This is a genomic window from Amycolatopsis sp. NPDC104863, from assembly GCF_055582965.1.
Map to the genome: position 1 here is coordinate 698,194 of NZ_JBVJOW010000004.1, position 25,212 is coordinate 723,405.

Annotated in this window: 24 protein-coding genes; 16 read left to right on the plus strand and 8 right to left on the minus strand. The window is 70.9% G+C overall.

Going from position 1 to position 25,212, the window contains the following annotated elements:
- The first annotated feature begins 2 nt into the window (after positions 1-2).
- From ACZ63J_RS24930 to ACZ63J_RS24950, 5 genes are all read left to right on the plus strand, one after another.
- Positions 3-1,649: a S53 family peptidase gene (locus tag ACZ63J_RS24930; RefSeq protein WP_465400319.1), complete on the plus strand. Its 1,647-nt coding sequence runs from the start codon at positions 3-5 to the stop codon at positions 1,647-1,649.
- A gap of 83 nt (positions 1,650-1,732) precedes the next feature.
- Positions 1,733-2,575, plus strand: coding sequence for a helix-turn-helix domain-containing protein (locus tag ACZ63J_RS24935; protein ID WP_465400318.1), 843 nt, complete (start codon positions 1,733-1,735; stop codon positions 2,573-2,575).
- A 2-nt stretch (positions 2,576-2,577) separates the two neighbouring features.
- Positions 2,578-2,739 carry a DUF397 domain-containing protein gene (locus ACZ63J_RS24940; protein ID WP_465342514.1) on the plus strand — a complete coding sequence of 54 codons (162 nt, stop codon included), beginning with the start codon at positions 2,578-2,580 and terminating at the stop codon, positions 2,737-2,739.
- 9 nt (positions 2,740-2,748) lie between these two features.
- Positions 2,749-4,335: a benzoylformate decarboxylase gene (gene mdlC / locus ACZ63J_RS24945; RefSeq protein WP_465400317.1), complete on the plus strand. Its 1,587-nt coding sequence runs from the start codon at positions 2,749-2,751 to the stop codon at positions 4,333-4,335.
- Between the two features lie 65 nt (positions 4,336-4,400).
- Positions 4,401-4,526, plus strand: coding sequence for a hypothetical protein (locus ACZ63J_RS24950; protein WP_465439618.1), 126 nt, complete (start codon positions 4,401-4,403; stop codon positions 4,524-4,526).
- Positions 4,527-4,601: 75 nt separating this feature from the next.
- Here the strand turns inward: ACZ63J_RS24950 and ACZ63J_RS24955 are convergent, their stop codons facing one another.
- The 4 genes from ACZ63J_RS24955 to ACZ63J_RS24970 are packed head-to-tail and all read right to left on the minus strand — an operon-like array spanning position 4,602 to position 8,103.
- On the minus strand, positions 4,602-5,468 hold the full coding sequence (locus tag ACZ63J_RS24955; RefSeq protein WP_465400315.1) for an ABC transporter ATP-binding protein: 867 nt from the start codon (positions 5,466-5,468) through the stop codon (positions 4,602-4,604).
- Positions 5,469-5,488: 20 nt separating this feature from the next.
- Positions 5,489-6,322 carry an ABC transporter permease gene (locus ACZ63J_RS24960; RefSeq protein ID WP_465400314.1) on the minus strand — a complete coding sequence of 278 codons (834 nt, stop codon included), beginning with the start codon at positions 6,320-6,322 and terminating at the stop codon, positions 5,489-5,491.
- Positions 6,319-7,089, minus strand: a complete 771-nt coding sequence (locus ACZ63J_RS24965; protein ID WP_465400313.1) for an ABC transporter permease — start codon at positions 7,087-7,089, stop codon at positions 6,319-6,321. The genes ACZ63J_RS24960 and ACZ63J_RS24965 overlap by 4 nt, the downstream gene beginning before the upstream one ends.
- Before the next feature lie 3 nt (positions 7,090-7,092).
- Positions 7,093-8,103, minus strand: coding sequence for an ABC transporter substrate-binding protein (locus ACZ63J_RS24970; RefSeq protein ID WP_465400355.1), 1,011 nt, complete (start codon positions 8,101-8,103; stop codon positions 7,093-7,095).
- 720 nt (positions 8,104-8,823) lie between these two features.
- Between ACZ63J_RS24970 and ACZ63J_RS24975 the strand changes: the two genes are divergently transcribed.
- The 6 genes from ACZ63J_RS24975 (at position 8,824) to ACZ63J_RS25000 (ending at position 15,719) form a co-directional block, all read left to right on the plus strand.
- A complete protein-coding gene (locus ACZ63J_RS24975; protein WP_465400312.1) occupies positions 8,824-11,991 on the plus strand; it encodes a sensor histidine kinase in 3,168 nt (1,055 codons plus the stop codon).
- 20 nt (positions 11,992-12,011) lie between these two features.
- Positions 12,012-12,473, plus strand: coding sequence for a roadblock/LC7 domain-containing protein (locus ACZ63J_RS24980; RefSeq protein WP_364624061.1), 462 nt, complete (start codon positions 12,012-12,014; stop codon positions 12,471-12,473).
- A gap of 25 nt (positions 12,474-12,498) precedes the next feature.
- The gene (locus ACZ63J_RS24985; protein WP_465301826.1) at positions 12,499-13,284 is read left to right on the plus strand and encodes a DUF742 domain-containing protein; all 786 of its coding nucleotides are present in this window, start codon (positions 12,499-12,501) and stop codon (positions 13,282-13,284) included.
- Positions 13,265-13,873, plus strand: coding sequence for a GTP-binding protein (locus tag ACZ63J_RS24990; RefSeq protein ID WP_086861435.1), 609 nt, complete (start codon positions 13,265-13,267; stop codon positions 13,871-13,873). The genes ACZ63J_RS24985 and ACZ63J_RS24990 overlap by 20 nt, the downstream gene beginning before the upstream one ends.
- Before the next feature lie 394 nt (positions 13,874-14,267).
- A complete protein-coding gene (locus ACZ63J_RS24995) occupies positions 14,268-14,684 on the plus strand; it encodes a roadblock/LC7 domain-containing protein (RefSeq protein WP_257920920.1) in 417 nt (138 codons plus the stop codon).
- A 6-nt stretch (positions 14,685-14,690) separates the two neighbouring features.
- Positions 14,691-15,719, plus strand: coding sequence for a DUF742 domain-containing protein (locus ACZ63J_RS25000; RefSeq protein ID WP_465400311.1), 1,029 nt, complete (start codon positions 14,691-14,693; stop codon positions 15,717-15,719).
- Positions 15,720-15,807: 88 nt separating this feature from the next.
- On the opposite strand, the gene ACZ63J_RS25005 is transcribed toward ACZ63J_RS25000, so the two are convergent.
- A complete protein-coding gene (locus ACZ63J_RS25005; protein WP_465400310.1) occupies positions 15,808-18,045 on the minus strand; it encodes a helicase-associated domain-containing protein in 2,238 nt (745 codons plus the stop codon).
- A 91-nt stretch (positions 18,046-18,136) separates the two neighbouring features.
- Here ACZ63J_RS25005 and ACZ63J_RS25010 point away from each other — a divergent pair, with 91 nt between their 5' ends.
- From ACZ63J_RS25010 to ACZ63J_RS25025, 4 genes are all read left to right on the plus strand, one after another.
- Positions 18,137-18,316: a hypothetical protein gene (locus ACZ63J_RS25010; protein ID WP_465301834.1), complete on the plus strand. Its 180-nt coding sequence runs from the start codon at positions 18,137-18,139 to the stop codon at positions 18,314-18,316.
- 105 nt (positions 18,317-18,421) lie between these two features.
- Positions 18,422-19,813, plus strand: coding sequence for an NAD-dependent malic enzyme (locus tag ACZ63J_RS25015; RefSeq protein ID WP_465400309.1), 1,392 nt, complete (start codon positions 18,422-18,424; stop codon positions 19,811-19,813).
- A gap of 175 nt (positions 19,814-19,988) precedes the next feature.
- Positions 19,989-20,459 (plus strand): cyclic pyranopterin monophosphate synthase MoaC, encoded by a 471-nt coding sequence (gene moaC / locus ACZ63J_RS25020; protein ID WP_465400308.1) that lies wholly within the window; start codon positions 19,989-19,991, stop codon positions 20,457-20,459.
- On the plus strand, positions 20,456-21,376 hold the full coding sequence (locus tag ACZ63J_RS25025) for a molybdenum cofactor biosynthesis protein MoaE (RefSeq protein WP_465400307.1): 921 nt from the start codon (positions 20,456-20,458) through the stop codon (positions 21,374-21,376). The genes moaC and ACZ63J_RS25025 overlap by 4 nt, the downstream gene beginning before the upstream one ends.
- A 194-nt stretch (positions 21,377-21,570) precedes the next feature.
- On the opposite strand, the gene ACZ63J_RS25030 is transcribed toward ACZ63J_RS25025, so the two are convergent.
- The 3 genes from ACZ63J_RS25030 to moaA form a co-directional block, all read right to left on the minus strand.
- The gene (locus tag ACZ63J_RS25030) at positions 21,571-22,203 is read right to left on the minus strand and encodes a LysM peptidoglycan-binding domain-containing protein (protein WP_465341199.1); all 633 of its coding nucleotides are present in this window, start codon (positions 22,201-22,203) and stop codon (positions 21,571-21,573) included.
- A gap of 1,057 nt (positions 22,204-23,260) precedes the next feature.
- A complete protein-coding gene (locus tag ACZ63J_RS25035) occupies positions 23,261-23,521 on the minus strand; it encodes a MoaD/ThiS family protein (RefSeq protein ID WP_465400306.1) in 261 nt (86 codons plus the stop codon).
- A gap of 1 nt (position 23,522) precedes the next feature.
- Complete coding sequence (gene moaA / locus ACZ63J_RS25040; protein WP_465400305.1) at positions 23,523-24,587, minus strand: GTP 3',8-cyclase MoaA; 1,065 nt, start codon at positions 24,585-24,587, stop codon at positions 23,523-23,525.
- Positions 24,588-24,694: 107 nt separating this feature from the next.
- On the opposite strand from moaA, the gene ACZ63J_RS25045 reads away from it, so the two are divergent.
- A complete protein-coding gene (locus ACZ63J_RS25045) occupies positions 24,695-25,183 on the plus strand; it encodes a MarR family winged helix-turn-helix transcriptional regulator (RefSeq protein ID WP_465400304.1) in 489 nt (162 codons plus the stop codon).
- The last annotated feature ends 29 nt before the right edge of the window (positions 25,184-25,212 follow it).

Below are 25,212 nucleotides of genomic sequence, written 5' to 3' on the forward strand. Positions count from 1 at the left end.
CCATGCGCTTGCGCAAGCTCGTCGCGGCCGCTGTGCCGTTGCCTGCGTTGCTCGGCCTCGCCGTGGCCGTCCCGGCCGCCGCGGCTACGGAACCCCTGGTCACACTGGCCGACAGTGCCGCGCCGTTGGTCGGCAGCGCCCGCACCGGCGACGTCGCGGGCGGGCAGCGGATCACCGCCGCGCTCTCGCTGAAACTGCACAACCAGCAGGCGCTGGAAAAGTTCCTCGCCGACGTCCAGAACCCCGCGTCGCCGCAATACCACCACTTCTTGACGCCGGCGCAGTTCTCCGCCGAGTTCGGCCCGACCCAAGCTGACGTCGACAAGGCCGTCTCATTCCTCGGGAAAGCGGGTGCGACCGGGATCGAGGTTTCCGGCAACCGGCAGGCCATCACGTTCACCGGCACCGCGGCGCAGCTCGAATCGGCGTTCCGCACCCGGATCGGGACCTACCACGACCGGGTTTCCGGTCGCGACTTCTTCGCCAACGACGCCGCGCCGGCCGTGCCCTCGGACGTTTCGAGTGTGGTGGCGAACGTCGTCGGCCTCGACAACCACGCCGTCCGGACGCACTCTTCGGTGGCCGCCCAGCCCAACGCGATCAAGGCGGTGACCCCGCCGGTGCTCAAGACCGCTTACGGGACAAGCGGTCTCTCGGCCACCGGCAGCGGTGTGAAGGTCGGCTTCGTCGAGTTCGACGGTTACCAGAAGTCCAACATCACCAAGTACGACAGCACGTACAGCCTGTCGGCGGGCACGGTGACGACGGTCCCGGTCAGCGGCGCGAACTACGACTCCTCGCCGGGGGACGGCCAGATCGAGGTCGAGCTCGACATCGAGGTCGTGCACGCGCTGGCGGCGAAGGCCAACGACTACGTATACGAGGCTCCGAACACCAGCGCCGGCGAACTGGCGATGTACCAGAAGATCGCGTCGGACCACACGGTCAACGTCGTCTCGATCTCTTGGGGCGCCTGTGAATCCGCGGAGGGTTCGAGCGCGGCGAAGAGCGTCAGCAACGCGATCGCGACCGGCACCGCGGAGGGCATCTCGTACTTCGCGGCCGCGGGCGACGACGGCACGACCGACTGCTACCGCCAGAACGGTTCGACGGCGAAGGCTGTGGACTTCCCGGCGTCCAGCCCGAACGTGACCGGGGTCGGCGGCACGCAGCTGACCGTGACGACGTCGAACGCCTACAGCAGCGAGAAGGCGTGGAACGACGGCGCGACCAACGGGTCCACCGGCGGCGGCATCTCGACGGTGTTCACGGCGCCGTCGTGGCAGTCCTCGCAGAGCACGACCAACCGCAAGGTCCCGGACGTCTCGGCCGACGCGGCGAGCGGCTCGGGTTACTACATCTACACGGCGGGTTCGTGGGAGACGGTGTGGGGCACGTCGGGCGCGGCCCCGCTGTGGGCGGCGTTCGCGACGCTGCAGAACCAGGTGCACGGCGGCGGTCTGGGCAACCTGAACCCGAAGTTCTACTCGATCGGCAACGGGTCCTCGTACGGCACGGGCTTCCACGACGTGACGACGGGCAACAACACCCTCCACGGCACCACCGGTTTCACCGCCGGGACGGGGTATGACCAGGTGACCGGGTGGGGCTCGTTCAAGGGCAGTGGGTTGTCGGGCCTGATCGGCTGACGTGGTGGGACGCCGGGGCTGTCGCGGATTCGCGACGGCCCCGGAGTCCCGTTTTTGTCGGTGCCCGGTGACAGAATGTGCCCATGTCAACACGAGTGGCGACCCCGAGGTCCCGCGCACTGGGCTTCGGCCTCCGCGCGGCGAGGGTGGCGCGCGGGCTGGGGCTGCGGCAGCTGGCGCGGCAGGTGGACGTCGCGCCGCAGGTGCTGTCGCACTGGGAGAGCGGGACGAGGGTGCCGAACGTGGCGCAGGTGGGGCTGCTGCTCGGGGCGATGCAGGTGGAGCCGGTGGAGCGGGAGAGGTTGCTGGAGCTGGCGGAGTACGCGAAGGAGCCGAACTGGCTCGAGCGGACGGTGCCCGGAGTTTCCCCGGCCTTGTCGACCTACGTGGAGTACGAGCGCTCGGCGACGGCGATGATCAACTGGGAGCCGTTCGTGGTGCCGGGCCTCCTCCAGGTTCCGGGGTATGCCGAGGCGATCCTCGAGTCGCACCGGCTCCCGGCGCGGATGATCGAGCAGCAGGTGGCGGTCCGCCAGCGGCGGCGCGAGGTGCTCACACGCCCCGATCCGCTGGTGCTCAAGCTTTTTCTCGGCGAAGAAGCTCTCCGCCGAGCCATCGCCGAGCCGGCGGTGATGGCCGAGCAGTTGCGGCTGCTGGTGCGCGCGGCGCAGCCGCGCACCAGCAGCATCCGCGTGGTGCCCGCGGATGCGGGTTATCACCCGGGCCTGTTCGGCCACTTCGTGATCTTCGACTTCGCCCACCTGCCTTCGGTGGTCCACATCGAGCACCTCCGGGGTAGCGCCCATGTCTACGATGGGGAACAGGTGGCCGCCTTCCGGGCCGCCGCGGAAACCCTGTCGGACCTGGCGCTGAGTGAGCGGGAATCGCTCGAGCTCATCCAGGGGGTGATCGCCGGACTGGAGTGAATATGCGCGAGTGGCGCACATCGAGTCACACCGATGAGACCAACTGCGTGGAGGTGGCGCTCGGCCCGGTGTCGCAAGTCCGCGACACCAAGGACCGCGCGGGCGGCACCCTCGCCGTCAGTGCGGCCGCTTGGGGGGCTTTCCTTCGCAAGACTAAGCATTAGTCTGGGGGCATGATCAAGCGCACGGTGCTGGACGCCACCCGCGAACTCCTCCGCGAACTCGGCCTCACCACGGTGTTCGGCAACCCCGGCACCACCGAGGTCCCGTTCCTGACGGACTGGCCGGACGACTTCGACTACGTCCTGGGGCTGCAGGAGTCCGCCGTCGTGGCGATGGCCGACGCCTACTCGCAGGCCACGCGGCAGGCCGTCCTCGTCAACCTGCACTCCGCCGGCGGAGTCGGGCACGGCCTGGGCAGCCTCTTCAACGCCTACCGCAACCGGACACCGCTGATCATCGTCGCCGGGCAGCAGGTTCGTTCCCTCATCCCGCACGATCCGTTCCTCGGGGCGATGGACGCGCCGGAGTTCCCGAAGCCGTACGTGAAGTGGTCGATCGAGCCCGCCACGGCCGAGGACGTCCCGGCCGCGCTGGCGCGCGCCTACCACGTCGCGGCGCAGGCGCCGTCGGGTCCGGTTTTCGTGTCCGTGCCGGCGGACGACTGGACCGTCACGACCGAACGGCCCGTCATCTCCCGCCCGCGCGTCCGGGGCTTCGCGCCGGACCCCGAGGCCGTCACCGAGCTCGCCGCCGCGCTCGAAGCCGCCGAGCGGCCGGCGATCGTCGTCGGGGGAGCCGTCGACCAGGACTCGGCCGTCGTGGAGACCGTCGCGCTCGCCGAACGGCTCAACGCCGGTGTGTGGGTCGCGCCGATGTCGTTCCGGTGCTCGTTCCCCGAGGACCACCCGCTGTTCCAAGGGTTCCTCGACCCCGAACGCGGCGCCGTCTCGGACAAGCTCGCGGCGCACGACCTCGTTCTCGTGCTGGGCGCGCCCGCCTTCACCTACCACGTCGAGCGCGGCCGCGGGGAAGCTCCGCTGCCGCCGCTGTTCATCGTCAGCGACGACGAACAAATCCTCGCGCGCGCCTTCGAAGGCACCGGCATCCGCGCGACGCCGAAGCTCGGCGTGCGGGCCCTGCTGAACGCCGTCGAGCGGAGCGAACGGCCCGCGCCGGCGCCGCTCGTGCGTCCCGGAAAGCCGAGCGGGGACACGCTCACCGGCGAGCTCGTCTACTCGACGCTCGCCGAGCTGATGCCCGAAAACGCGCTGATCGTGGAGGAAACCCCCAGCCACCGCGGGATCCTGCACGACCACCTGCCGATCACGGCGACCGACACCGGCTTCCTGACGATGGCCAGCGGCACGCTGGGTTACGGCGTCCCGGGCGCGGTCGGCGCGGCGCTCGCGTGCCCGGACCGCACGGTGATCGGCGTCGTCGGCGACGGCTCGAGCATGTACGGCATCCAGGCCCTCTGGACGGCCGCGCGCCAGGAGCTCCCGGTCACGATCCTGATCATGGACAACTCCGAGTACGCGGCGGTCCGCATCCTCGGCGACGCGATCGGCGGCGCGAAGCTCCCGGGCACCGAGCTGGGCGGCATCGACTTCGCGAGCCTGGCGGCGAGCATGGGCTGTCAGGGCGTCACGATCACCGAGCCGTCGGGCCTGCGCCCGGGCCTGACCGCCGCCCTGGCCGACCCGCGGCCGACGCTGGTGCACGTGAAGGTCGCTTCGTCGAGCAAGACGCTGTACTGATTGGCACGCCCGTCTTCAGCAGCAGGTCCGGCACCCGCTGCAGCTGCTTGACGTCCACAGTGGACTTGAAGGTCAGCAGGCCGGTGCGGGCCGCGGTGGCCGCGTCGACCTTGGCGTACTTCACCATCAGCGGCTCGATCTTCGTGCGGTCGGCCGCGGCGTCCCCCGTCGCCGCGGCCATCGCCCGCTGAAACGCCGCCGGCGGGCGGGGTGCGGCCGTGGCGAACGCGCCGTACCCGGCCGTCGGACGCTCCCCTGCGCCTGGTTCAGCTCCCGGTCTTGCTCTCCGTCACTTCCTCGACCTTGGCGTGCTCGGCCAGATCCCACTCGGCGGCGTCGGACGCGGCCGTGGCCGCCTCGGCCGGCGTGCCGCCGTGCAGCAGGCGGGCCACTTCACCGCGCAGCGTCACGAACTCCGCCGACTCGCGCGTGGTGATCTGGTCGCGGTCCACCGGCAGCCCGACCTTGAGGTCCGCCACGATCGACGCCGGCGACTTCGACAGCACCAGCACGCGGTCGGACAGGTAAACGGCCTCGTCGATGTCGTGCGTGACGACCAGCACCGTGCTGCCCTGCTCACGCTGGACTCGCCTGGTCAGGTCCTCGAGCTCGAACCGCGTCTGGGCGTCGACCGAGGCGAACGGCTCGTCCATCAGCAGCAGCGCCGGGCGGCTGGCCAGCGCGCGGGCGATCGACACCCGCTGCTGCATGCCGCCGGAAAGCTGCCACGGGTACTTGCCGCCGACGCCGGACAGCCCGACGTGCTCCAGCGCCTCGGCCGCGCGGGCCCGGCGCTCGGACTTCGAGATCGACAGCCAGCGCAGCGGGAACTCGACGTTCTTCTGTACCGAAAGCCACGGGAACAGCGACCGGCTGTAGTCCTGGAACACGACCGCGAGGTCGTCCGGCACGCCGGTGACGCGGTCGCCGTGCAGGCTGACCGTGCCCTCGGTCGGCGGGGTCAGGCCGGCGATGCAGCGCAGCAGCGTCGACTTCCCGCAGCCGGACGGGCCGACGATGCTGGCCAGCTGTCCCGCTTCGACGGTGAACGAAAGGTCGTTCACCGCCGTGTGCGCCTTGGCGCCGGTGCCGTACCGGTGGCTCACACCGGAGACTTCGAGCATGGTTGACATGGGAGAGGGCCTTTCCAGCGTCAGTCGCGGCCGAGGCGGGTCGGCTGCCAGGCCAGCACCCGCCGCTCCGCGGCCAGGAAGATCGTGTTGAAGACGTACCCGAGGATGCCGAGCAGCACCAGCCACGACCACATGTTCGGGAAGTCGAAGTCCTGCTGGGCGTTCATCAGCGACCGGCCGATGCCGTTGTAGGCGCCGACCAGCTCGGAGATCACCATCAGCAGCAGCGAGATGGAGAGGCTGACCCGCAGGCCGGCGAAGATCTTCGGCGCCGCCGCCGGCAGCACCACCATCGTCAGCCAGTACCGCCGGGGCGTGCGGAACGACCGCGACGTCTCCACCTTGACCTGGTCGACCGAGCGGACGCCGTCGACCGCGTTGAGCAGCACCGGCCACACCGCGCCGAAGATGATCGACCCGGTCTGCATGCCCGAGCTCAGCCCGAACAGCACCGCGAACACCGGGATCAGCGTGGGCGGCGGGATCGAGCGGAAGAACGCGAACAGCGGGCCGACGTAGTCCATCGCCTTCTCGGACCGGCCGAGCAGCACCCCGAGGAGGATGCCGATGACCGCGGCCAGCGCCCAGCCGCCGAGCATCCGGCCGAGGCTCGGGAAGACGTTGTCGTACACCGCGTCGGTGAGGAAGAGCTGGGACGCGGGCCCGGTGAACCACAGCTTCGCCGCGGCGACCGCGATCTCCGACGGCGGCGGGAAGAACTTGCTGCCGCCCGCGCGGGCGGCGAACTCCCAGACCACCACGAGCACGGCGAAGAGGAGCCAGTTCCGCACCACGGTGGCGGCGCCCCGCGCGGCGCGCCTGCCGACGCGCCCGGACAGTGTTGCCGTTGTCATGCGATCGCCTCCCGGTCGACCGTGCTCCACCGGAACAGCCGCTTCCCGATCTGTTCGAGCCCCTCGTTGATCAGGAAGCCGAGCAGCCCGGCCACCACGGTACCGGCCAGCACCAGGTCGAACCGGGCCGAGCCGGAGCTCGAAACCAGGATGAAACTGCCGAGGCCGACTTCGGAGCCGGCCAGGAACTCGGTGCTGACGACGGCGATCAGCGCGATGGTCGCCGAGAGCCGGACGCCGGTGAAGATGAACGGAGCCGTGTTGGGCAGCGCGACCGACGTCAGGATGCGGAACCGGCTGGTCCCGCACGCGCGCGCCGTCTCCATCTGCACCGGGTCGATCTCGCTGAGGCCGTAGATCGTGTTGAACATGATCGGCCACAGCGACGCGTAGACGGCGAGAGTGATCTTCGCCTCGGGGCCGGAGCCGATCACCAGCAGCACGAGGGGGATGAGCGCGGCCACCGGGATCGGCCGGAGGAACTCGACGATCGCGGCCGTGGCCGCGCGCAGCCCGGGAACACTGCCGAGGAGCAGGCCGGCGGGCACGGCGACGGCGATCGCGATCACGAGGGCGATCAGCCAGGCCAGCATCGTGGCGATGACGTCGCGGACGAAGGAGGCGTCGCCGAACAGCTGTCCGACGGCGACCAGGACGACACTCGGCGGCGGGATGAACGCCTTGCTGACCAGGCCGACCTGGACGACGACCTCCCACAAGAGGAGGAAGCCGACCAGGCCGGTCAGGTTGCGGAGCAGTTTGGACACGACTCAGCCGGCGTTTGCCTGCGGGGCGATCATCGGCGCCGCGTCGATCTTCGTCGTGATGGCGCCCAGCTGCAGCAGCAGGTCGGGCACGCGCTGCATGCGGCGGGCGTCGAGGACCGAGCCGTAACCCGGGATCGTCAGCAGCTTCGCCGTGTCTTCGTCGATCTTCGCGTACTTGACCAGCAGCGGCTCGACCTTGGCGCGGTCGTTGATCGCGTCGCGGGTGGCCTTCTGCATGGCGCGCTGGAACGCCGCCAGGGTCTTCGGGTGCTCCTGGACCCACTTCTTGGTCGCGCCGTAGCCGGTCAGGGGGAAGTCCTGGCTGGCGCCGGTGTTGATGTCGATCACCGGGGTCGCGCCGACGTTCTTGGCGGCCTGGGTGATGAACGGCTCGGGCAGGTAGGCCGCGTCGACCTGGCCCTGCTGGAGCGCGGCCGCGATGTTCGGCAGCGGGATCGGGACCCAGTTGACCTTGCTGTCGTCGACACCGTGGTCCTTCATCACGGAGCGGGTCAGCAGGTCGGAGGCGGTGTTCTTGGCCGTGATGGCGATGCGGCGGCCGGCGAGGTCGGCGATCGTCTTCACCGGGGAGTTCGGCACCGTCACGATGGCGTTGCTCTTGGCGTTGACCGAGGAGCCGTCGGCGACGAGCTGCATGTCGGCGGCGCCGGTGCTCTTCGCGATGAAGAACGGGGTGTAGGTGGAGAGCGCGATGTCGGCTTCACCGGAGATCGACTTGGTCATCGACGCCTGCCCGCTGGCCGCGACCACCGACTTGACGTCGAGCCCTTCGGCCTTGAAGTACCCGCCGTCCTGCGCGAGCCAGAACGGTCCCAGGTCCGTGGTGGGCATGATCGAGACCGTGATGGCCGACTTCTCCAGGCCGCCCCCGTTCGACGAGGCGTTCGAGTCGTCCGAGCCGAGGGCGCTGCAGCCGGTGGCGGCTGTCGCTGCTGCGACGGTGAGGGCGAGCCCGAGCGCGGCGCGGCGAGTGCGAACCCGGCCACTGCTCATGGCGTTTCCAAGCAAGGCCTGCTCCTTGGTGAAAAGTTGATGGACCGAATCCAATGGGTGTGTGTGACTCATTGCCCGGAGTCACGCGGGCCACTGTAGAGAACGTGACAGCTTGCTCACAACGGGTGGGATCAACACCCACGAGCGTGGTACGCGTCACTCTTTCGGCCTCTGGTCTAGACCCACTGCTCCACTCGCCGTAGCTGAATACCCAGCGTAGGGCCCAGTTCCGGAAAAAGAGATCACCAGCTGCGCGTCGACTGAGCGAACGCTGTGCAACATCCAGCACGTGTTGTCGGGAGGGTTACATCTTCCCCTGCCGTTCGCTACCCTCTGCACCTGCGGGGAGGTATCAACCTCCGATGTAGTGAGAGAGAGTGCCTGGATGGCCGATCAAGACGATCAACTTCGGTTTACCAGGGCACGCTGTGCTTTTCCTGAGAGATTCTCCCCCGCTAAGACGACTGCCTGGCCGTGCACAGCCGCCGTGCCGGTGGGATAGGCCGAACCAGAGACCGATGCGAGACCAGCGCAGGGACCCGACCGTGATGCTCGAGCTGAACCGATTCCGTCCGGCCGGACGGGGTTCAGGAACCCCCAGGGCCGACACCGAAGACGATCTTTTCACCCGTACGGGTACCGTCTCGCGCTGGGCTCCTCCCGGACGGCCGGTGTGCCGGCGCGCGGGGAGCGTGCAGACGAGTGGCTGAGGAGAACGTGATGCGCCCTGGCGGGCGCTGGACCGACCAGGGATATCCGAGCACGAACGACGATGGTGGTGCGGCGGTGCCGAACGAAGACACCGCGGGGGTGGGAGGGGCCCCTGCGCAGCTGCCCGGAGCGGATCCGGGCCGGAAGGCCGGGTTCTTTTCCGGCATGCGTGACTGGCGGCTGCGGTCCAAGCTGGCCGCGGTCCTGATCATCCCGACCCTGACCGCGCTGGCGCTGGGGGCGCTGCGCGTGGTCGACGACGCCCAGCAGGCGGCGGAGTTCCAGCGCACCGCCGACCAGGTCGCGTTCGCGGTCAAGGTCACCACGGTGGTGCACGAGCTGCAGAACGAGCGCTCGCTGGCGGTCGCCCGGCTCTCGTCCGGCAACTCGCTGCTGCAGACCGGGCTGGACTCGCAGATCGGCAAGGTCGACCGCGAGGTCGGCGACCTGCGCAGCGCCGCGGCCGCCCTCAACTACGACGACCAGGCCACCAAGGACCGCTACGCCCGCGGCATCCAGCGCCTCGACGCGCTGCGTCCGCTGCGCGCGGCGTACAACACGCAGAACGGCCTGCCGGACATCACGGTCATGACCGCGTACTCCGGCATCCTCGACGCCCTGATCGAGCTCGGCCGCGAGGTGACCACCGCGGTCACCGACCGGGACGTGCTCCGGCTCGGCACCAGCACGCAGGCGGTCAGCGAGGCCAAGGAGTTCACCACCCGCTCCGACGCCGAGCTGCAGATCGCCGCGTACCGCGGGAACTTCCCGGGTGACCTCCTGGACCAGACGCGCGCGTCGGCGTCCAGCGCGGACGCCTCGGTGCAGGCCTTCCTCGCGAACGCCGACGACGACCAGCGCCAGCTGTACAACGACACCTACTCCGGTCCGGAGGTCGACGACCGCCGCCGGATCCAGACGGCGGCCTTCGCCTTCGCCCAGCTGGGCGAGGCGCCGAGCATCGACACCACCGCGCTCGGCAAGGACAGCACGGTGTCGGCGGACAAGCTGCACGCCGTCGAGTCGAACCTGCTGGCCCAGCTCAAGACCCGGGCCGACGACCTGGCCACCCAAGCCGTCAACCGCGCCTGGGTCAGTGGTGCCGTGGTGCTCGCGGCGCTGGCGCTCGCGGTCGCGCTGATGCTCGTCGTCGCCCGCCTGATGCTGCGCCCGCTGCGGGTGCTGCGGAAGAGCGCGCTGGACGTGGCCTACACCCGGCTGCCCGAAACCGTGCAGGCGATCCTCGACGACCCGGACCCGGTCGGCGCCTCGAAGAAGGCCGTCACGCCGGTGCCCGTCACCTCTCGCGACGAGATCGGCGAGGTCGCGCGGTCGTTCGACATCGTCCACGAACAGGCCGTCAAGATGGCCGCCGAGCAGGCGCTCCTGCGGGAGAACGTCAACGGCATCTTCGTGAACCTCTCGCGGCGGTCGCAGCGGCTGGTGGAACGCCAGCTCGGCGTCATCGACCGCCTCGAGGCCGACGAGCAGGACCCGGACCACTTGGCCAGCCTGTTCGAGCTCGACCACCTGGCCACCCGGCTGCGGCGCAACGGTGAGTCCCTGCTGGTGCTTTCCGGCGCCGGCCTGGCGAAGTCCGTGCCCAAGCCGGTGCCCGCCGCCGACGTCATCGGCGCCGCGGTGTCCGAGATCGAGCAGTACGCCCGGATCGAGGTCGGGGTCGTCCCCGACGTCGCGGTCCAGGGCCTCGCGATCCACGACCTCGTGCACGTCCTCGCCGAGCTGCTCGACAACGCGACCTACTTCTCCGAGCCGGAGACGAAGGTCATCGTGCGAGCCGTCGTGACCCGCCGCAAGGCGCTCGCCATCCAGGTCACCGACCACGGTGTCGGCATGAGCGAGGAGCGGCTGGCCGAGGTCAACGGCCGGCTCGCCGAGCCGCCGGACCTGGACGTGTCGGTGACCCGGCGAATGGGTCTGTACGTGGTCTCGCGCCTGGCCAAGCGGCACGGCATCGAGGTCCGGCTGCGCGAGAACGAGGACATCGAAGGCGGCGTCATCGCCCGCGTCGTCGTCCCGGCGGAGCTGCTCACCCACCTCCGCCCGGGCATGCAGCGGCAGACGCCGCCGCCGGCGAACCGGTCCGAGACGTCGATGTCGCTGCCCAGCATCCCGCTGCCCTCGGCGCCGTCCGACTTCGAGCAGACGCGGTCGCACACCCCGGTGCCGCCGTCCGCGCCGCCCCCACCGGCCCCGCCGGTGCACGAGCCGGTGGCGAACCAGGGCGGGCTGGTCCCGCTCGACCAGCCGATCAGCCTGGACGACCTGGTCAGCGGCGGCCGCGCGGCGGGCCCGTTCCTGTCGCCGGAGCTGCCGAAGCAGGACACCCCGGCCTGGCCGACCGCCGAGGACCTGGCGCCGCTGACGCCGTCTTCGAACGGCGACGGCGCCTCGCACGCCAGTGACACGCAGTTCGCGCCGCTGGTGCTGCCGAAGCGGGAGCCGAAGTACGTCCCGCCGGAGGAGCCGCCACCGCCGCCACCGCGGGTGGAGGACGCCGGACCGTCGGCCCTCGAGGACGATGTACCCACCCGGCGGCTGCCCATCTACCAGTCGGTGCTGTCACGCTGGTTCAGTGAGGGCGACGACGCGGCTGCCGACCCGGTGCCGCCGCAGAGCGAGCGGGAGGACCCCAACCTGCCGCCGCTCACCGGTTACGACGAGCCCGCCGCGGAACCCGCCGGCGAGCGTCTGCCGGAGCGGGTCCCGGGCCACGTCCCGGACCGCGTCGAACAGGTGGACGAGCTGCAGCCGACCGCGGCGACCCGGCACCCCCTGCTCCCGCCCGACGACGGCTGGCACAGTGCCTCCGACGACGGCTGGAACGCGGCGCAGTCGCTGCTGGAAGCCAAGAACGAGGAGATCACCCCGGCCGGGCTGCCCAAGCGCGTGCCGAACCAGTACCTGGTCCCGGGGTCGATCAGCAGTCCCTCGGCCGGCGAACCGGCGCAGAACAACTTCGCGGACAACACCGCGGGCATGCCCGGAACGGGTGCGATCACCCGCTCGGCGTCCGCGGCGCGGAACCGGATGGCAAGCTTCCAGCGGGGGTACACCTCGGGACGACATGCGTTGAAGGAGCTCCCGGCCGAAGAGAGGCTGGAAGGCAGCGGGGTTCCGGGGCGTGGCAACACCACAGACAGCAGTGAGGAGTGAAAGTGACACGGGCGGGTGCAATGCAGCCGGGTGGCTCCGCGCAGCCGAACGGCCAGGCGCATGCCAAGGCGAGCAATGCCGGCAGCTTCGCATGGCTGATCACGGATTTTGTGCACCGGGTGCCCGGCGCGGCCCACGCAGTCGTGGTGTCGGCCGACGGCCTGCTCCTGGCGGCCTCGCGTGGCCTGCCGAAGGACCGGGCGGACCAGCTGGCCGCGGTGGCGTCGGGGCTCACCAGCCTCGCGCGCGGCGCGGCCAAGGTGTTCGAAGGCGGCACGGTGGCGCAGACCGTGGTCGAGATGGCCAACGGCTTTCTCTTCCTCATGTCGGTATCCGACGGTTCGTGCCTGGCGGTCCTCGGATCGCCGGAAAGTGACATCGGCCTGGTCGTCTACGAGATGACCCTGCTGGTGGAGCGGGTCGGCCAGCAGCTGACCCCGGAGATGCGGGCGCAGCTGCAGGGCTCGGCGATCCGCCGCTGAGGACCTGGGAACCGAGGAGAGAGCCGTGGACGACGGGCGCTTGAGGGGTGATGGCCGGCTCGGTGACGACTTCTCCGGCGGGTGGTCCGAGCAACCGGACGAAGGCCGGGAGGACTGGCAGTCGTTCCGGGAACGCGTCGACCGCGAATGGCGGCAACGGCGCGTCCAGGCCTCCGACAGCGACCCCGTGCGGGAACCACCGAACTGGCTGACCGACAGCAACGCCGGGCAGGAACCGATCCGGCCCATCCAGGCCGGCAACAACGGCGAGTACCGCGACCGCCTCCTGGGCGGTCCCGGTGCGGAGCTGTTCGGCGGGTCGAGCGGGCCGCTGTACGACGCGCACGACTTCGCCGCGTACAGCACCGAGCGGGACTTCTCGTCGGGACCGGACTCCGGTGAGCTGGCCGCGGCGCTGCCGCGGCAGGCCCACCAGGAGTACGTCGACGAGCCCGCGCCGACCGAGATGGAGACGTCCGGCCTGGTCCGGCCGTACTTCCGGACCCGGGGCCGGACGAAGGCGACCCTCGATCTCGCGATCGAGGCGCTGATTTCGACAAGCGAACAGGGCCGGATGCTCGACCGGGTCCGGGTGCCCGAGCACCGGTCGATCTGCGACCTGTGCCTCGACACCCGGTCGGTGGCCGAAGTGGCGGCGCTGCTGCGCCTGCCGCTCGGTGTGGTGCGGGTGTTGATTGGTGACGTGGCGGGCCTCGGCCTGGTGCTGGTGCACTCCAGCAACCAGACCGTGGGTGACCGCCCGAGTATCGAGTTCATGGAAAGGGTGCTCAGTGGGCTTCGGAGAATTTGACTCCGACGCGAACGCGCCGCAGGTGACGGGTCCGACCTCGTCGGCCAAGATCGTGGTCGCCGGCGGGTTCGGTTCGGGGAAGACAACGCTGGTCGGGGCGATCTCCGAGATCGACCCGCTGACCACCGAGGCCATGATGACCGAGGCGAGCGTCGGACACGACGACACCTCGGCCACGCCCAACAAGACCACCACTACCGTGGCGATGGACTTCGGGCGCATCTCGCTGGACTCGGACCTGGTGCTGTACGTGTTCGGCACCCCCGGTCAGCACCGGTTCTGGTTCATGTGGGACGACCTCGCGGTCGGCGCCATCGGGGCGGTCGTGCTGGTGGACACGCGGCGGCTCGCCGACGCGTTCCCCTCGATCGACTTCTTCGAGAACCGGAAGCTGCCCTACGTCGTGGCCATCAACTGCTTCGACCGGTTGCTGCACCACCAGATCGAGGACGTCCGGCACGCGCTCACCATCGCGCCGTCGGTCCCGATCATGGCGTGTGACGCGCGCGAGCGCGACTCCGCCAAGCAGGTGCTGATCTCGGTCGTCCAGCACGCGATCGCGCACGATTCGGCGTTGCGCGCGGGATAACCGGATGACGTCCCGAACCGGATGCGGCCGTTGGAGTGAACTCCGCGCGCTTCACCCACTTCGGGGAGCGTGTCGGCCGTCCGTGACGGCGACCCGTCCGTCAGGGGCTGCAGCGCCCGGCGCGGGGTCGCTCGGCGGACCCCGCCGGACCGACGCTGACCTGCGCGGACGCCGATCGGCGGCCGGGCCCGGCACACCTCACCGGGTGACCCACGAACGCGTGGACCGGCGCAGGTCGGTGCGGTGCGCGCTCGCGCGCACACGTAGGGTGCGCAGCGGCCTGCCGGTGGTGGACTCGACACCACCGGCGGTGCGAATACGCTTTATCGTGGCGTCGTCGACCGGCCACTCCGGTGTGCGGCGCGTGGCGCCGCACGAGCAAGGAGGGGCAGTAGTGACGGCATCCGGCCAGGGCACATTCGGCTGGCTCATCACGGACTTCGTGCGCCGGGTACCCGGCGCCGCGCACGCCGTGCTGGTGTCCGCGGACGGGCTGCTGCTGGCGCCGTCGGAGGGGCTGCCCCAGGAGCGTGCCGAGCAGCTGTCCGCGGTGGCGTCCGGGCTGATCAGCCTGACGCACGGAGCCGCACGCTGCTTCGAAGCGGGCGGTGTCAACCAAACCGTGGTGGAGATGGAGCGCGGCTACTTGTTCCTGATGTCCGTTTCGGACGGTTCGTCGCTGGCGGTGCTGGCCGCGCCGACGTGCGACATCGGCACCGTCGCCTACGAGATGACCCTGCTCGTCGAGCGGGTCGGCCAGCAGATCACCCCCGAGCTGCGCGCGCAGCTGCAGGGCGGCGTGCGTGGGTAGGTTGAGATGAGGATTTCGGGATTCGACGACCCGGACTCCAGCGGCTGGGACGCACTGCACCGCGGCACCGAGCGCGAGGGGTTCGACTCGCCGAGCAAGTTCGACATGTCGACGCTGTCGACGATCATGCCCAAGCGCAAGCCGGCCCGGCCGAAGGCGGATCCGCAGGGGTACACCGACGAGGACACCCGCGAGTGGGGTGCCGAAGACGAGTACCCGGCCGCCGCGCCCGCCGAGGAAGAATGGCGTGACGCTCCCGCCGAGCGCGAGTGGCGCGCCGCCCCGGTCGAGCGCGAGTGGGACCCCCGCCGCGCCGCGGCGGCCGAGCGTGACTGGGACGCGCCGGACGACGGGTACGACCCGGGCGAGCCGGAGTGGCAGGACGGCGACACGTACGCGCCGGAGTCCCCGGCCCTGGAGCCGGCGTGGACCCCGCCCCGCGGCGCGCGTCCGCCCGCACCCCCGCGTCCACCGGCCCAGCGCCCGCCCGCGCAGCGGCCCCCGGCGCCACGCCACCCCGCGCCCCGGCCTCCGATGTCGAGGTCGCAGGCGGCGCCCCCGCCCGCGTGGGCCCCGCCGATCGACCCCCGGACCGGCTGGACACCCCCGCCGGACCCGGAGACCCGCTGGGTCCCCCAGCCGGAGCAGTGGGACGACGCGGCCCGCAGCGTGTCGAGCCCGGTCCCGGTCGCCTCGGTGGGCTCGCGAGTGCGCCCGTACACACGCACGGGCGGCCGCACGCGGTCCGACCACAACCTGGCGCTGGAGGCGCTGGTCTCGACGTCGGACGACGGCCGCCGTTACCGCGGAGTCCGTTCGGTCGAGCACCGCCGCATCTGCGACCTGTGCCTGGACACCCGTTCGGTGGCCGAGATCGCGGCCCACCTGCACCTGCCGCTGGGCGTGGTGAAGGTGCTGGTCGGCGACATGGCCGACATCGGCCTGGTGCTGATCCACCAGACGGAGCTGATCCTCGGGGACCGCTCGTCCCGCGAGTTCATGGAACGCGTCCTGGCGGGCCTGCGCGCGCTCTAGACGTGTCGTGAGTGGTAATTAGGGTTCTAACCCTAATTACCATTCACGACACCTGAGCGGACGCTCGACGATGGATTCAGGTCCGGCCCTAGTCCTCGACGAGGGCGGCCGACGTGATGCGGTGCAGGGAGTACCGCTCGTTGTTGTCCCCTTCAAGAATCCCGCCGCCGACGCGGATGGGCCGGACCACGCGCTGGCTGGCCGTGCCGCGGGAGTCGACAAAACCGATCCACACCTCGCGCCGCTCGAGCGTTGCGCGGGACAGCAGCTCCAGCGTTGCCGATGTGTCCGCGCCGCCGCCGACCGGGGCTCGGACCGCCGAGCCGCGACGGCGTGCCGAGGCCGCGTCGCCGGCTCGCAGGTTCGACACGATTCGCGCCGCCTGATCCGACGTCAGGATCGCCTGCTCACCCGGGTTCCGCCGCGCCGCGCGGGCCTTCGCCGGCAGGCGGCGGCCGCCCGGGCGGATGTCGACCACGCGGCCGTCCGGGCCCTCCGCCGCCGGGGCGAAACCGGCCGCGCGCAGGCCCGCCAGCACCTCGTGCAGGGGGTCCGGGCTGATCACGACCGTCGGCGCGATCAGCCGCAGGTCGTGCTCCGCCGTCACCGGGTGGGCCAGCACCTCGGCCAGCAGCGCCTCGTCGTCACACCGCAGGAACGACGCCGCCACCCCGCCGCGCAGCCGGCCGTGCCGCCGCGCGACGTCGTCGATCAGGTAGCTCAGCGACTGCGGCACCGGTGTCGCCGACTTGGCCTTGAACAGCGCGTGCAGCTCGTCCGCCGTCCGGCCGGTGTCCAGCGCGCGCCGGACCGACGTCTCGGTGATCCGGTAGACCGTCGCGTGCCCGGCCGACTCGACGTCGGCGACCGCGTCCATCTCCGCCGCCAGCTCCGGCTCGAGCGGGCCCGGCGCGACCACCGTCAGGTCGGCCTGCAGCAGCACGTGGTCCACCGGTGCGGGCAGCGCGTCCAGGATCGCCTCGACCGCGCCCGGCCGGTCGTCGGCCAGCAGCGCCCGCGTCGCCGTCGTGACGCCGCCGAGCCCGACGATCCCCAGCGCGGACGCCTCGGCCATCGTCCAGCGGACGGTCTCGTCCCGCAGCCGCCCGCCGCGCCGCGGGGCGCGCCAGGCCAGCACCGCGACGAGCTCGTCGACGCTCTTCACGCCGGCGCCTTCGGGCAGGTCAGCCAGCGCGGCGAGCACCCGCCGCCGCGCGACCGGCGCCAGCGGGCGGCGAAGCTCCTCCGACAGCGGCGCGATCGGCTTGTCCTTCGTGTCGCGCCCGCCGGCCATCCCCGGCAGCCGCGGCAGCTCCAGCCACGCCTGCGCGAGCGTCATCCAGCGCTGCGCGGTCGGCGACGCGAGCCACGAGTCGGTCAGCGTCGTCGGCACCCACTCGGGCGCGGTCGACTCGCTGTCCGCGACGAGCCCGGCGCCGACGACCAGCTCGGCGAACAGCGTCGCCTGCGTGTCGTCGACCTCGAGGTCCTTGGCCAGCTTCTTCAGCTCGCGCACGCCGAGGCCGCCCGACTTGAGCACCGGCGGCGGCGCCGCCGACCACGCACGCAGCAGGGATTCGGTGCGGCGCAGGAACTCCATCGCCTCGCCGGCCGCCGCCGCGTCCAAAGTGGACGTCTGGTGCGGGTGCACCGGCAGCGCGGGCTCGGTGAGCGTGCCGGGTCCGAAGACCCCGCCGCGCACGGCGACGCCGACCTCGCGCGGCAGCTCGACGGTCTGGTCGTCGCGCCGCAGCAGCAGCCCGCGGGCCAGCAGCTTCTGCACCGGCGTCTTGGCCTTCTCGAGCGACGCGTCGTGCCCGGCGTCGCGCGTCCGGCCGATCGGCGGCCCGGCGGCGAGGGCGGTCAGCACCCCGCGTTCGTCGTCGGGCAGCTCGGCCAGCCGCGCTTCGAGGTCCACGTCCGCGAGCGACGGCGAAGGCGCGCCGAGCCCGGCGGGGAACGGCCCGAGCGCCTCCCGGACCGAGGGCGCCACGCGCAGCGCGTCGTCCGGGCCCCAGGCCAGCACCCGCGCGCGCAGCCGGGCCAGCGGCGCGGTGATGTCCGCGCCGACCAGCTTGGCGACGTCTTCGACCGGCACCGGATCCCGGTCCGCGCCGGCCAGCAGGCACGCTTCGAGCACGGCCACGGTGAAGGTGTCGAGGTCTTCGCAGGCGCGCGCCACCGAGCCCGGCGTGCCGGCCCGGGTGGCCAGCACCGTGCTGTCGGACGGCGGGGGCGTGGACAGGTCGCGCCGCGTTCGGAGCAGCTCTTCGAGTGCGCCGTCGGACTCGGTGCGCAGCCAGTCCGCCAAGGAGGTCGCGGGCATAGAAGGCCAGGATACCGGGCGGTTACGCGAAGCCGCTCGGGCTCGGGCACACTGTCTCCCGAGAGAGCGAACACCGGCTGTGGAGGACGTTGTGGCCAAGGGCGAGAAGAAGAACAAGGGTGTCGACCCGACCTGGCCGGGCGAGGCGGGCGAGCACCCCGTGACCGAGCTCGCGGCCGACCGCCAGGGCTCGCTGTCGCCGTTCGGCGACATCACCTTCCCGCTCGACACCGTGCCGTACGTGCACCCGGAGACCGAGATCAATCGATGACCGCATAGTTACTGGTCAGTACCGGTTCCGGGGCCTCGTGAGGGCGGTCACGGGAGTAGGTTCGCTCCCGTCCCAACCGACTTTTCCCATGCGGGGGTAAGTGCCATGCCGGTTCCCGGTCCCGGATATTCGATCACCGTCCGGGTCGAGGCCCCGGCTTCGTCCAGCGCGGCCGGTGACCTCACCACCGCCGTCGGGCGGGTCGGCGGCGTCCTGACCGCGTTCGACGTCGTCGAGTCCCACTCCGACGCGATCGTGGTCGACATCAGCGCCAACGCGCTGTCGGAGAACCACGCGAACGACATCACCTCGGCACTCGACTCGCTGCCCGGCGTCAAGGTCCGCAAGGTCTCCGACCGGACGTTCCTGATCCACCTCGGCGGCAAGATCGAGGTCACGCCCAAGGTCGCGCTCCGCAACCGTGACGACCTCTCCCGCGCCTACACCCCGGGTGTCGCCCGCGTCTGCCAGGCGATCGCGAACAACCCCGAGGACGCGCGCCGGCTGACCATCAAGCGCAACACCGTCGCGGTGCTCACCGACGGCTCCGCGGTGCTCGGCCTGGGCAACATCGGCCCGGCCGCCGCGCTGCCGGTGATGGAGGGCAAGGCGGCGCTGTTCAAGAAGTTCGCCGACGTCGACGCGTGGCCGGTCTGCCTGGACACCCAGGACACCGAAGAGATCATCCTGATCGCGAAGGCGCTGGCCCCGGTGTACGCCGGGATCAACCTCGAGGACATCGCCGCGCCGCGCTGCTTCGAGATCGAGAAGCGGCTGCGCGAGCAGCTCGACATCCCGGTGTTCCACGACGACCAGCACGGCACCGCGATCGTGGTCGTCGCCGCGCTGCGCAACGCCCTGCGCGTGGTCAAGAAGAACATCGAGGACTGCAAGATCGTGGTCAGCGGGGTCGGCGCGGCCGGCTCGGCGATCATCCGGCTGCTGCTGCGCAAGAACCCGGGCGACATCGTCGCCGCGGACATCGACGGCATCGTCCACTCCGCGCGCGGCAACCTCGACGACAACCTCGCCTGGATCGCGTCGCACACGAACAAGGAGCAGGTCAGCGGCACCCTGCACGAGGCGCTGGTCGACGCGGACGTCTTCATCGGCGTCTCGGCGCCCAACCTGTTCGGCGCCGACCAGGTCGCCACGATGAAGTCCGACGCGGTCGTCTTCGCGCTCGCCAACCCGGACCCGGAGATCGACCCGCTCGAGGCGCAGCAGCACGCGGCCGTCGTCGCGACCGGCCGCAGCGACTTCCCGAACCAGATCAACAACGTGCTGGCCTTCCCGGGTGTCTTCCGCGGCCTGCTCGACGCGAACGCGCACAACATCGACGACTCCATGCTGCTCGCGGCGGCGGACGCGATCGCCGACGTCGTCGACAACGGCAAGCTCAACGCGTCGTTCATCGTGCCCAGCGTGTTCGACAGCGCGGTGGCGCCGGCGGTCGCCGAGGCGGTCCGGAAGGCCGTGCGCGCCGAGCGCGACTAAACAGTTCGGCGGACCCCGGGTCCGCCTTCGGACGGAAGACAGCGGGGTTCCGGGCGGCCTAGGCTGGGTCGCCGAGACCAACCGGCGAGCGCCGGCGCCCGGGACCCCCAGCTCGCGGCGCCGGCGCAGCTCCACCCGGCGACCGGCGGCGGGCCGGCGGAAGTAGCCTCGGCTGGTGAGTGAACTCAGCCACGTCGACGAGACCGGGGCGGCCCGGATGGTCGACGTCTCCGGCAAGACCGCCACCGCGCGGACCGCGCTCGCGGGCGGCACCGTGCGGACCACTGCGGAGGTGCTGCGGCTGCTGGCGTCCGACGGCCTCCCCAAGGGTGACGCGCTGGCCACCGCCCGGATCGCCGGGATCATGGGCGCCAAGCGCGTGCCCGAGCTGATCCCGCTGTGCCACCAGATCGCGCTTTCCGGCGTGAAGGTGGAGTTCGAGCTGGGTGAGACCGACGTCCGGATCCGCGCGACGGCCAAGACCACCGACGTCACCGGCGTCGAGATGGAGGCGCTGACCGCGGTGGCCGTCGCCGGGCTGACCCTGCACGACATGATCAAGGCCGTCGACCCGGCGGCGACGCTGGACGAGGTCCGCCTGCTCCGCAAGGACGGCGGCAAGATCGGGACCTGGGAGCGGCCGTGAAGCGCGACGCGCGGGTGATCGTGGCGTCCAACCGCGCCGCGAAGGGTGTCTACGAGGACAAGACCGGCCCGGTGATCGTCGCCTGGCTGGCCGGCCGCGGGTACGACGTGTTGGCGCCGGTCGTCGTCGAGGACGGCGACCCGGTCGGCGTGGCGCTGCGGGCGGCGCTGGCCGACGGCGTCGCCGTGGTGCTCACCACCGGCGGCACCGGCATCTCGCCGACCGACCGCACCCCCGACGTCACGCGCGGGGTGCTGGACCACGAGCTGCCGGGCGTCGCGGACGCGATCCGCGCGGCCGGGCTGCCGAAGGTGCCGACCGCGGTGCTCTCACGCGGGGTCGCGGGCGTGGCCGGGCGGACCCTGGTCGTGAACCTGCCGGGCTCCAGCGGCGGTGTGAAGGACGGCCTCGGCGTGCTCGACGGCATCCTGGACCACGCGGTCGACCAGCTCGCCGGCGGTGACCACCCGCGGCCCGCCGCTTCCGCGCCTTCGGTGCGTGTCGCGCGGGCGCTGGTCACCGAGGAGGAGCTGTCGGTCGAGGAGCACGCGCGGCTGGTCGAGGACGACGCGGCGGGCGCGGTGGTGACGTTCGCCGGGGTGGTCCGCGACCACGACGGCGGCAAGGGTGTGCGCGACCTGACCTACGAAGGCCACCCGAGCGCGGGTGAGGTGATCGCCGACGTCGTCGCGGACCTCTCGGCGCGCTGGATCGGGGTGCGGGCAGTGGCGGTGAGCCACCGCGTCGGGCACCTGACGATCGGGGACGTGGCGCTGGCGTGCGCCGTCGCGGCGGAACACCGCGGCCAGGCGTTCTCGGCGTGCGCGGAGCTCGTGGACGAGGTCAAGGCGCGGCTGCCGGTCTGGAAGCACCAGCACTTCACCGACGGCACGGACGAGTGGGTCAACTCGCCGTGACCCGGCGCGGCGCCTGAGGGGCGCTGTGCGCGCCTGAAGACTCGAGGCGGTCCGGGAGGCCGTTCACGGGTCACGAGCTCGCACGGGCGAACTCAGGCCCGGATGTGCGCGAGCCCTCCACCGCCCGGGGGATTGGCGGTGGAGGGCTCGGCTGTCACGGCTCGAGGCCGGACCTGCGCATCAGAGCGCGATCGTCACTTGGTGGCGATCTTCTGGCCGACGAGGATCATGTCCGCGTTCGGGATGTACTTCGCGTTCAGGTCCTGCAGCTTGGCGTAGCCGCCCTGGACGTTGAACTGCTTGGCGATCTTGGACAGCGTGTCGCCCGCCACGACGGTGTAGTCACCGGCCGGGTTCGAGGACGACACACCGGTCGCCGCCGGAGCCGCGGGGGCCGCCTTCTTCGGGGCGGTCGTGGTCTTCTTCGGGGTCGACTGCTTGGTGGTGGTCTTGTGGGTGGCCTTGGGGGCCGACGAGCCGCCGCCGCCCTTCTTGCCACAGACCGGCCACGCGCCGATGCCCTGACCCTGCAGGACGCGCTCGGCCACGGCGATCTGCTGCTCACGCGAAGCGTTCTGCGCGCTGCCGGTGCCGCCGTAGGCCTTCCACGTGCTCTGCGAGAACTGCAGACCGCCGTAGTAGCCGTTGCCGGTGCTGGTGCCCCAGTTGCCGCCGCTCTCGCACTGCGCGATGGCGTCCCAGTTCGTCGCCGACGCGGGGGTCGCGGCGATAGCGAGGGGAGCGCCGACCGCGATGCCCGCGATGGCGACGCGAGCGACGGTGCGGGTGGCAGCGGACATCTTGCGGTGCTTGCCTCGGTAAGACATCTGAATGCATCTCGGTTTCCCTGCGCCTACGAGCCGGTGCTGAGGGTCAGGATCGGGGTCCTGGCGCCGGCTTCGGGGGCCGGCAGACGAGTCCGACGCACGTCGCGTCTTCGTCGTCCCCTCGTCCCTGTCCGGAAATGCTTTCGCTCGGGGTATGGGTCCGGGTATCCGTCGGACAGGGCTAGGCGCTACGGATTCCCGGTCGTGCTGGTTGGTCGGGGCCAACCGAAAAGCGACGGTACGTAACGAGCGCCGTGATCGGAAATCATTCGGGGCGTGACCTACGTCACAGTAACAGCACGCAACCCCCATCGATGTGGGTGTCTTCGCAGGTCAGCGCGCCGTTATCTGGTCGTTTCCAAGCCGAGATAAAACACGGATCGTGAGGCTTGCATCACGTGTTTTGCGCAGCGAATGGGCCATTCGCGACGTCGGGCGAGCGAATGAAGCGCGCATCTTATGGCGCACTCCCGTAGTCCGCCAGACTTGACAATCCTGCCTCAGGTGCCCCTTGCGTCACAGCAGTCCCACCTGTTCGTGGGGTTTGAAGTCCCGCCGGATGCGCTCTTCCGGCCGGGGCGGGCCCCGCGGGCCGACGCAGTGCGACGGACCAGGCGAAACACGTCACCGGATGGCGTTGTGGACAGCCACCGTTCAGCCTGCCGCGAACAGCCGGATCCGGTGACGCGCCACGCCGGGGGAGAAAGAGGTGTCGGCGAGCGGTCGGCTGCCGTACCCGAGCGGTAGGTCGAGTAAGGAGAGGACGAACCCGCGAACCGCGCCGGACGGCACCCGTACCTGGAGGGACGACACGCGTGTTGGGAAGGTCAACTCGCGTGATTAGAGGGTCGACACGCGTGTTGGGAAGGTCAACTCGCGTGATCAGAGGGTCGACACGCGTGATGGGGAGGTCGGCGCGCGTGATCAGAGGGTCGACACGGGTGGTGGGCCGACCCGGCGGCGTGTTGACCCTTCAATCACGCGTGTCGACCCTCCAGACACGCGAGTTGACCTTTGGATCACGCGTGTTGACCGTTCGGTCACGCGGGAGGAGGGGTCAGCCGCCGGCGAAAGGGGGGAGGACGTCCAGCTCGGCGCCGTCGGTCAGGGGGCGGTTTTGGTCGCGGACCGCGATGCCGTCGAGCAGGTAGCTGACCGCGTCCAGGATCTTCGGGAGGCTCTCGGGGTGCAGGCGGCGCAGCTCGGCCACCGCGTCGGCGACCGACGCGCCGGACGGCAGCTGCACCTTCTCCTCTTCCGCGCCCGCGGCGGCGCGCGCCGCTGCGAAGTACCGCACCACGATGGTCAGGGTCGTCATCTCAGCCGCCGATCGCGCTCATCGGCCGGATCGGCTGCGCGAACCCGGCGTCGTTGATCTCGTGGCCGGCCAGCTTGCCCCACATCGTGGCCCGCCAGGCGTCCGCCACCTCCTCATCGCGCGCGCCCGCGCGCACGAGAGACCGCAAGTCCGTTTCGTCGTTGCTGAACAGGCAGGAGCGCACCGCGCCGTCGGCGGTCAGCCGGGTCCGCTCGCACGCCGAGCAGAACGGCCGGGTCACCGACGCGATCACGCCGACGTCGCCGGGCCCGCCGTCGACCAGCCAGCGCTCGGCCGGCGCGCCACCGCGGGCCACCGGGAACGGCGTCAGCGTGAACGCCTCGCCCAGCATGCCGAGGATCTCCGACGCGGTGATCATCTCGCCGCGGTTCCAGCCGTGCTGGGCGTCCAGCGGCATCTGCTCGATGAACCGCAGGTGGTAGCCCTCGGCCAGGCAGAACTTCAGCAGCGGCACGGCTTCGGCGTCGTTCACGCCCCGCATCAGCACGGCGTTGACCTTCACCGGCGACATCCCGGCGTCGCGCGCGGCGGCCATGCCGGCCAGCACGTGCGAGAGCCGGTCCCGGCGGGTGATCTCGAGGAACGTCTTCGGGTCGACGGTGTCGAGCGAGACGTTGATCCGGGCCAGGCCCGCCTCCGCGAGGGCCGCCGCGCGCTTGGCGAGGCCGATCCCGTTGGTGGTCATGGACAGCCGGGGCCGCGGCTCCAGGGCCGTGATCCGCGCGACGAGGTCCTCGAGGCCCGGCCGCAGCAGCGGCTCGCCGCCGGTGAGCCGGATGTCGGTGACGCCGAGCCGCTCGACGGCGATCCGGACCAGCCGGATCAGCTCGTCGTCGGAGAGCACCTGCTCGCCCGGCATCCAGTCGAGACCCTCCGCGGGCATGCAGTAGGTGCAGCGCAGGTTGCACCGGTCGGTGAGGGAAACCCTCAGATCGGTGGCGATCCGGCCGAACGTGTCGATGAGACGGGGGTTCTCGGGCCGGGGCGCGCGAGATGAACCTCGTGTGCCGGGAACACGAGGAAACCCGAGATCCACTGCGGTCATTACGCACAGAGTAGCCCGCATGTCGCGCAAACCTCAGTGATCGTCCGGATACTTTGGGCAGTAAGCTGTTCAGTGGGCGAACGACCTGCGCGAACCGAAGGACAGTGATGACGGGCACAGCGGAAAAGAGCTATCCGGTCCCGGAAGAGGAGCTCTTCCGCTTCGCGGAATTGGGTCGCGCCGGCAGCACGCTCACGGTGATCCGGCACGCCAGGATCGCCGAGCGGATGGGCCTGTCCGGCACCGACCACAAGACGTTCGACCTGGTCGTCCAATCGGGCGGACCGTTGACCGCGGGGCGGATCGCCGACCTGACGGGGCTGTCCACCGGGGCCGTGACCGGCGTCATCGACCGGCTGGAGAAGATCGGGCTGGTCCGCCGCGTCCGCGACCCCGAAGACCGCCGCAAGGTCCTCGTCGAGGTCGTGCCCGGGGCCGGCGAGCGCTTCGCGCCGCTCTTCGAGTCGGCCTTCGACTGGCTCCGCGAGAGCCTGGCGCAGTTCTCACCGGCCGAGCGAAAAGTCATCGAGCGTTATCAGAATGTCATGCTCGAACAGCTGCGCGCGGAGATCATGGACAATTCGCGCCCCGCATAGCTTTTCCTCAAGTGCGGAGATAATCTTCC

Coding starts and splice junctions, on each gene's coding strand:
- ACZ63J_RS24930 (WP_465400319.1), top strand. CDS start 3: ATGCGCTTGCGCAAGCTCGTCGCGGCCGCTGTGCCGTTGCCTGCGTTG.
- ACZ63J_RS24935 (WP_465400318.1), top strand. CDS start 1,733: ATGTCAACACGAGTGGCGACCCCGAGGTCCCGCGCACTGGGCTTCGGC.
- ACZ63J_RS24940 (WP_465342514.1), top strand. CDS start 2,578: ATGCGCGAGTGGCGCACATCGAGTCACACCGATGAGACCAACTGCGTG.
- mdlC (WP_465400317.1), top strand. CDS start 2,749: ATGATCAAGCGCACGGTGCTGGACGCCACCCGCGAACTCCTCCGCGAA.
- ACZ63J_RS24955 (WP_465400315.1), bottom strand. CDS start 5,468: ATGTCAACCATGCTCGAAGTCTCCGGTGTGAGCCACCGGTACGGCACC.
- ACZ63J_RS24960 (WP_465400314.1), bottom strand. CDS start 6,322: ATGACAACGGCAACACTGTCCGGGCGCGTCGGCAGGCGCGCCGCGCGG.
- ACZ63J_RS24970 (WP_465400355.1), bottom strand. CDS start 8,103: ATGAGCAGTGGCCGGGTTCGCACTCGCCGCGCCGCGCTCGGGCTCGCC.
- ACZ63J_RS24975 (WP_465400312.1), top strand. CDS start 8,824: ATGCGCCCTGGCGGGCGCTGGACCGACCAGGGATATCCGAGCACGAAC.
- ACZ63J_RS24980 (WP_364624061.1), top strand. CDS start 12,012: ATGCAGCCGGGTGGCTCCGCGCAGCCGAACGGCCAGGCGCATGCCAAG.
- ACZ63J_RS25000 (WP_465400311.1), top strand. CDS start 14,691: ATGAGGATTTCGGGATTCGACGACCCGGACTCCAGCGGCTGGGACGCA.
- ACZ63J_RS25005 (WP_465400310.1), bottom strand. CDS start 18,045: ATGCCCGCGACCTCCTTGGCGGACTGGCTGCGCACCGAGTCCGACGGC.
- ACZ63J_RS25015 (WP_465400309.1), top strand. CDS start 18,422: ATGCCGGTTCCCGGTCCCGGATATTCGATCACCGTCCGGGTCGAGGCC.
- ACZ63J_RS25030 (WP_465341199.1), bottom strand. CDS start 22,203: ATGTCTTACCGAGGCAAGCACCGCAAGATGTCCGCTGCCACCCGCACC.
- ACZ63J_RS25035 (WP_465400306.1), bottom strand. CDS start 23,521: ATGACGACCCTGACCATCGTGGTGCGGTACTTCGCAGCGGCGCGCGCC.
- moaA (WP_465400305.1), bottom strand. CDS start 24,587: ATGACCGCAGTGGATCTCGGGTTTCCTCGTGTTCCCGGCACACGAGGT.
- ACZ63J_RS25045 (WP_465400304.1), top strand. CDS start 24,695: ATGACGGGCACAGCGGAAAAGAGCTATCCGGTCCCGGAAGAGGAGCTC.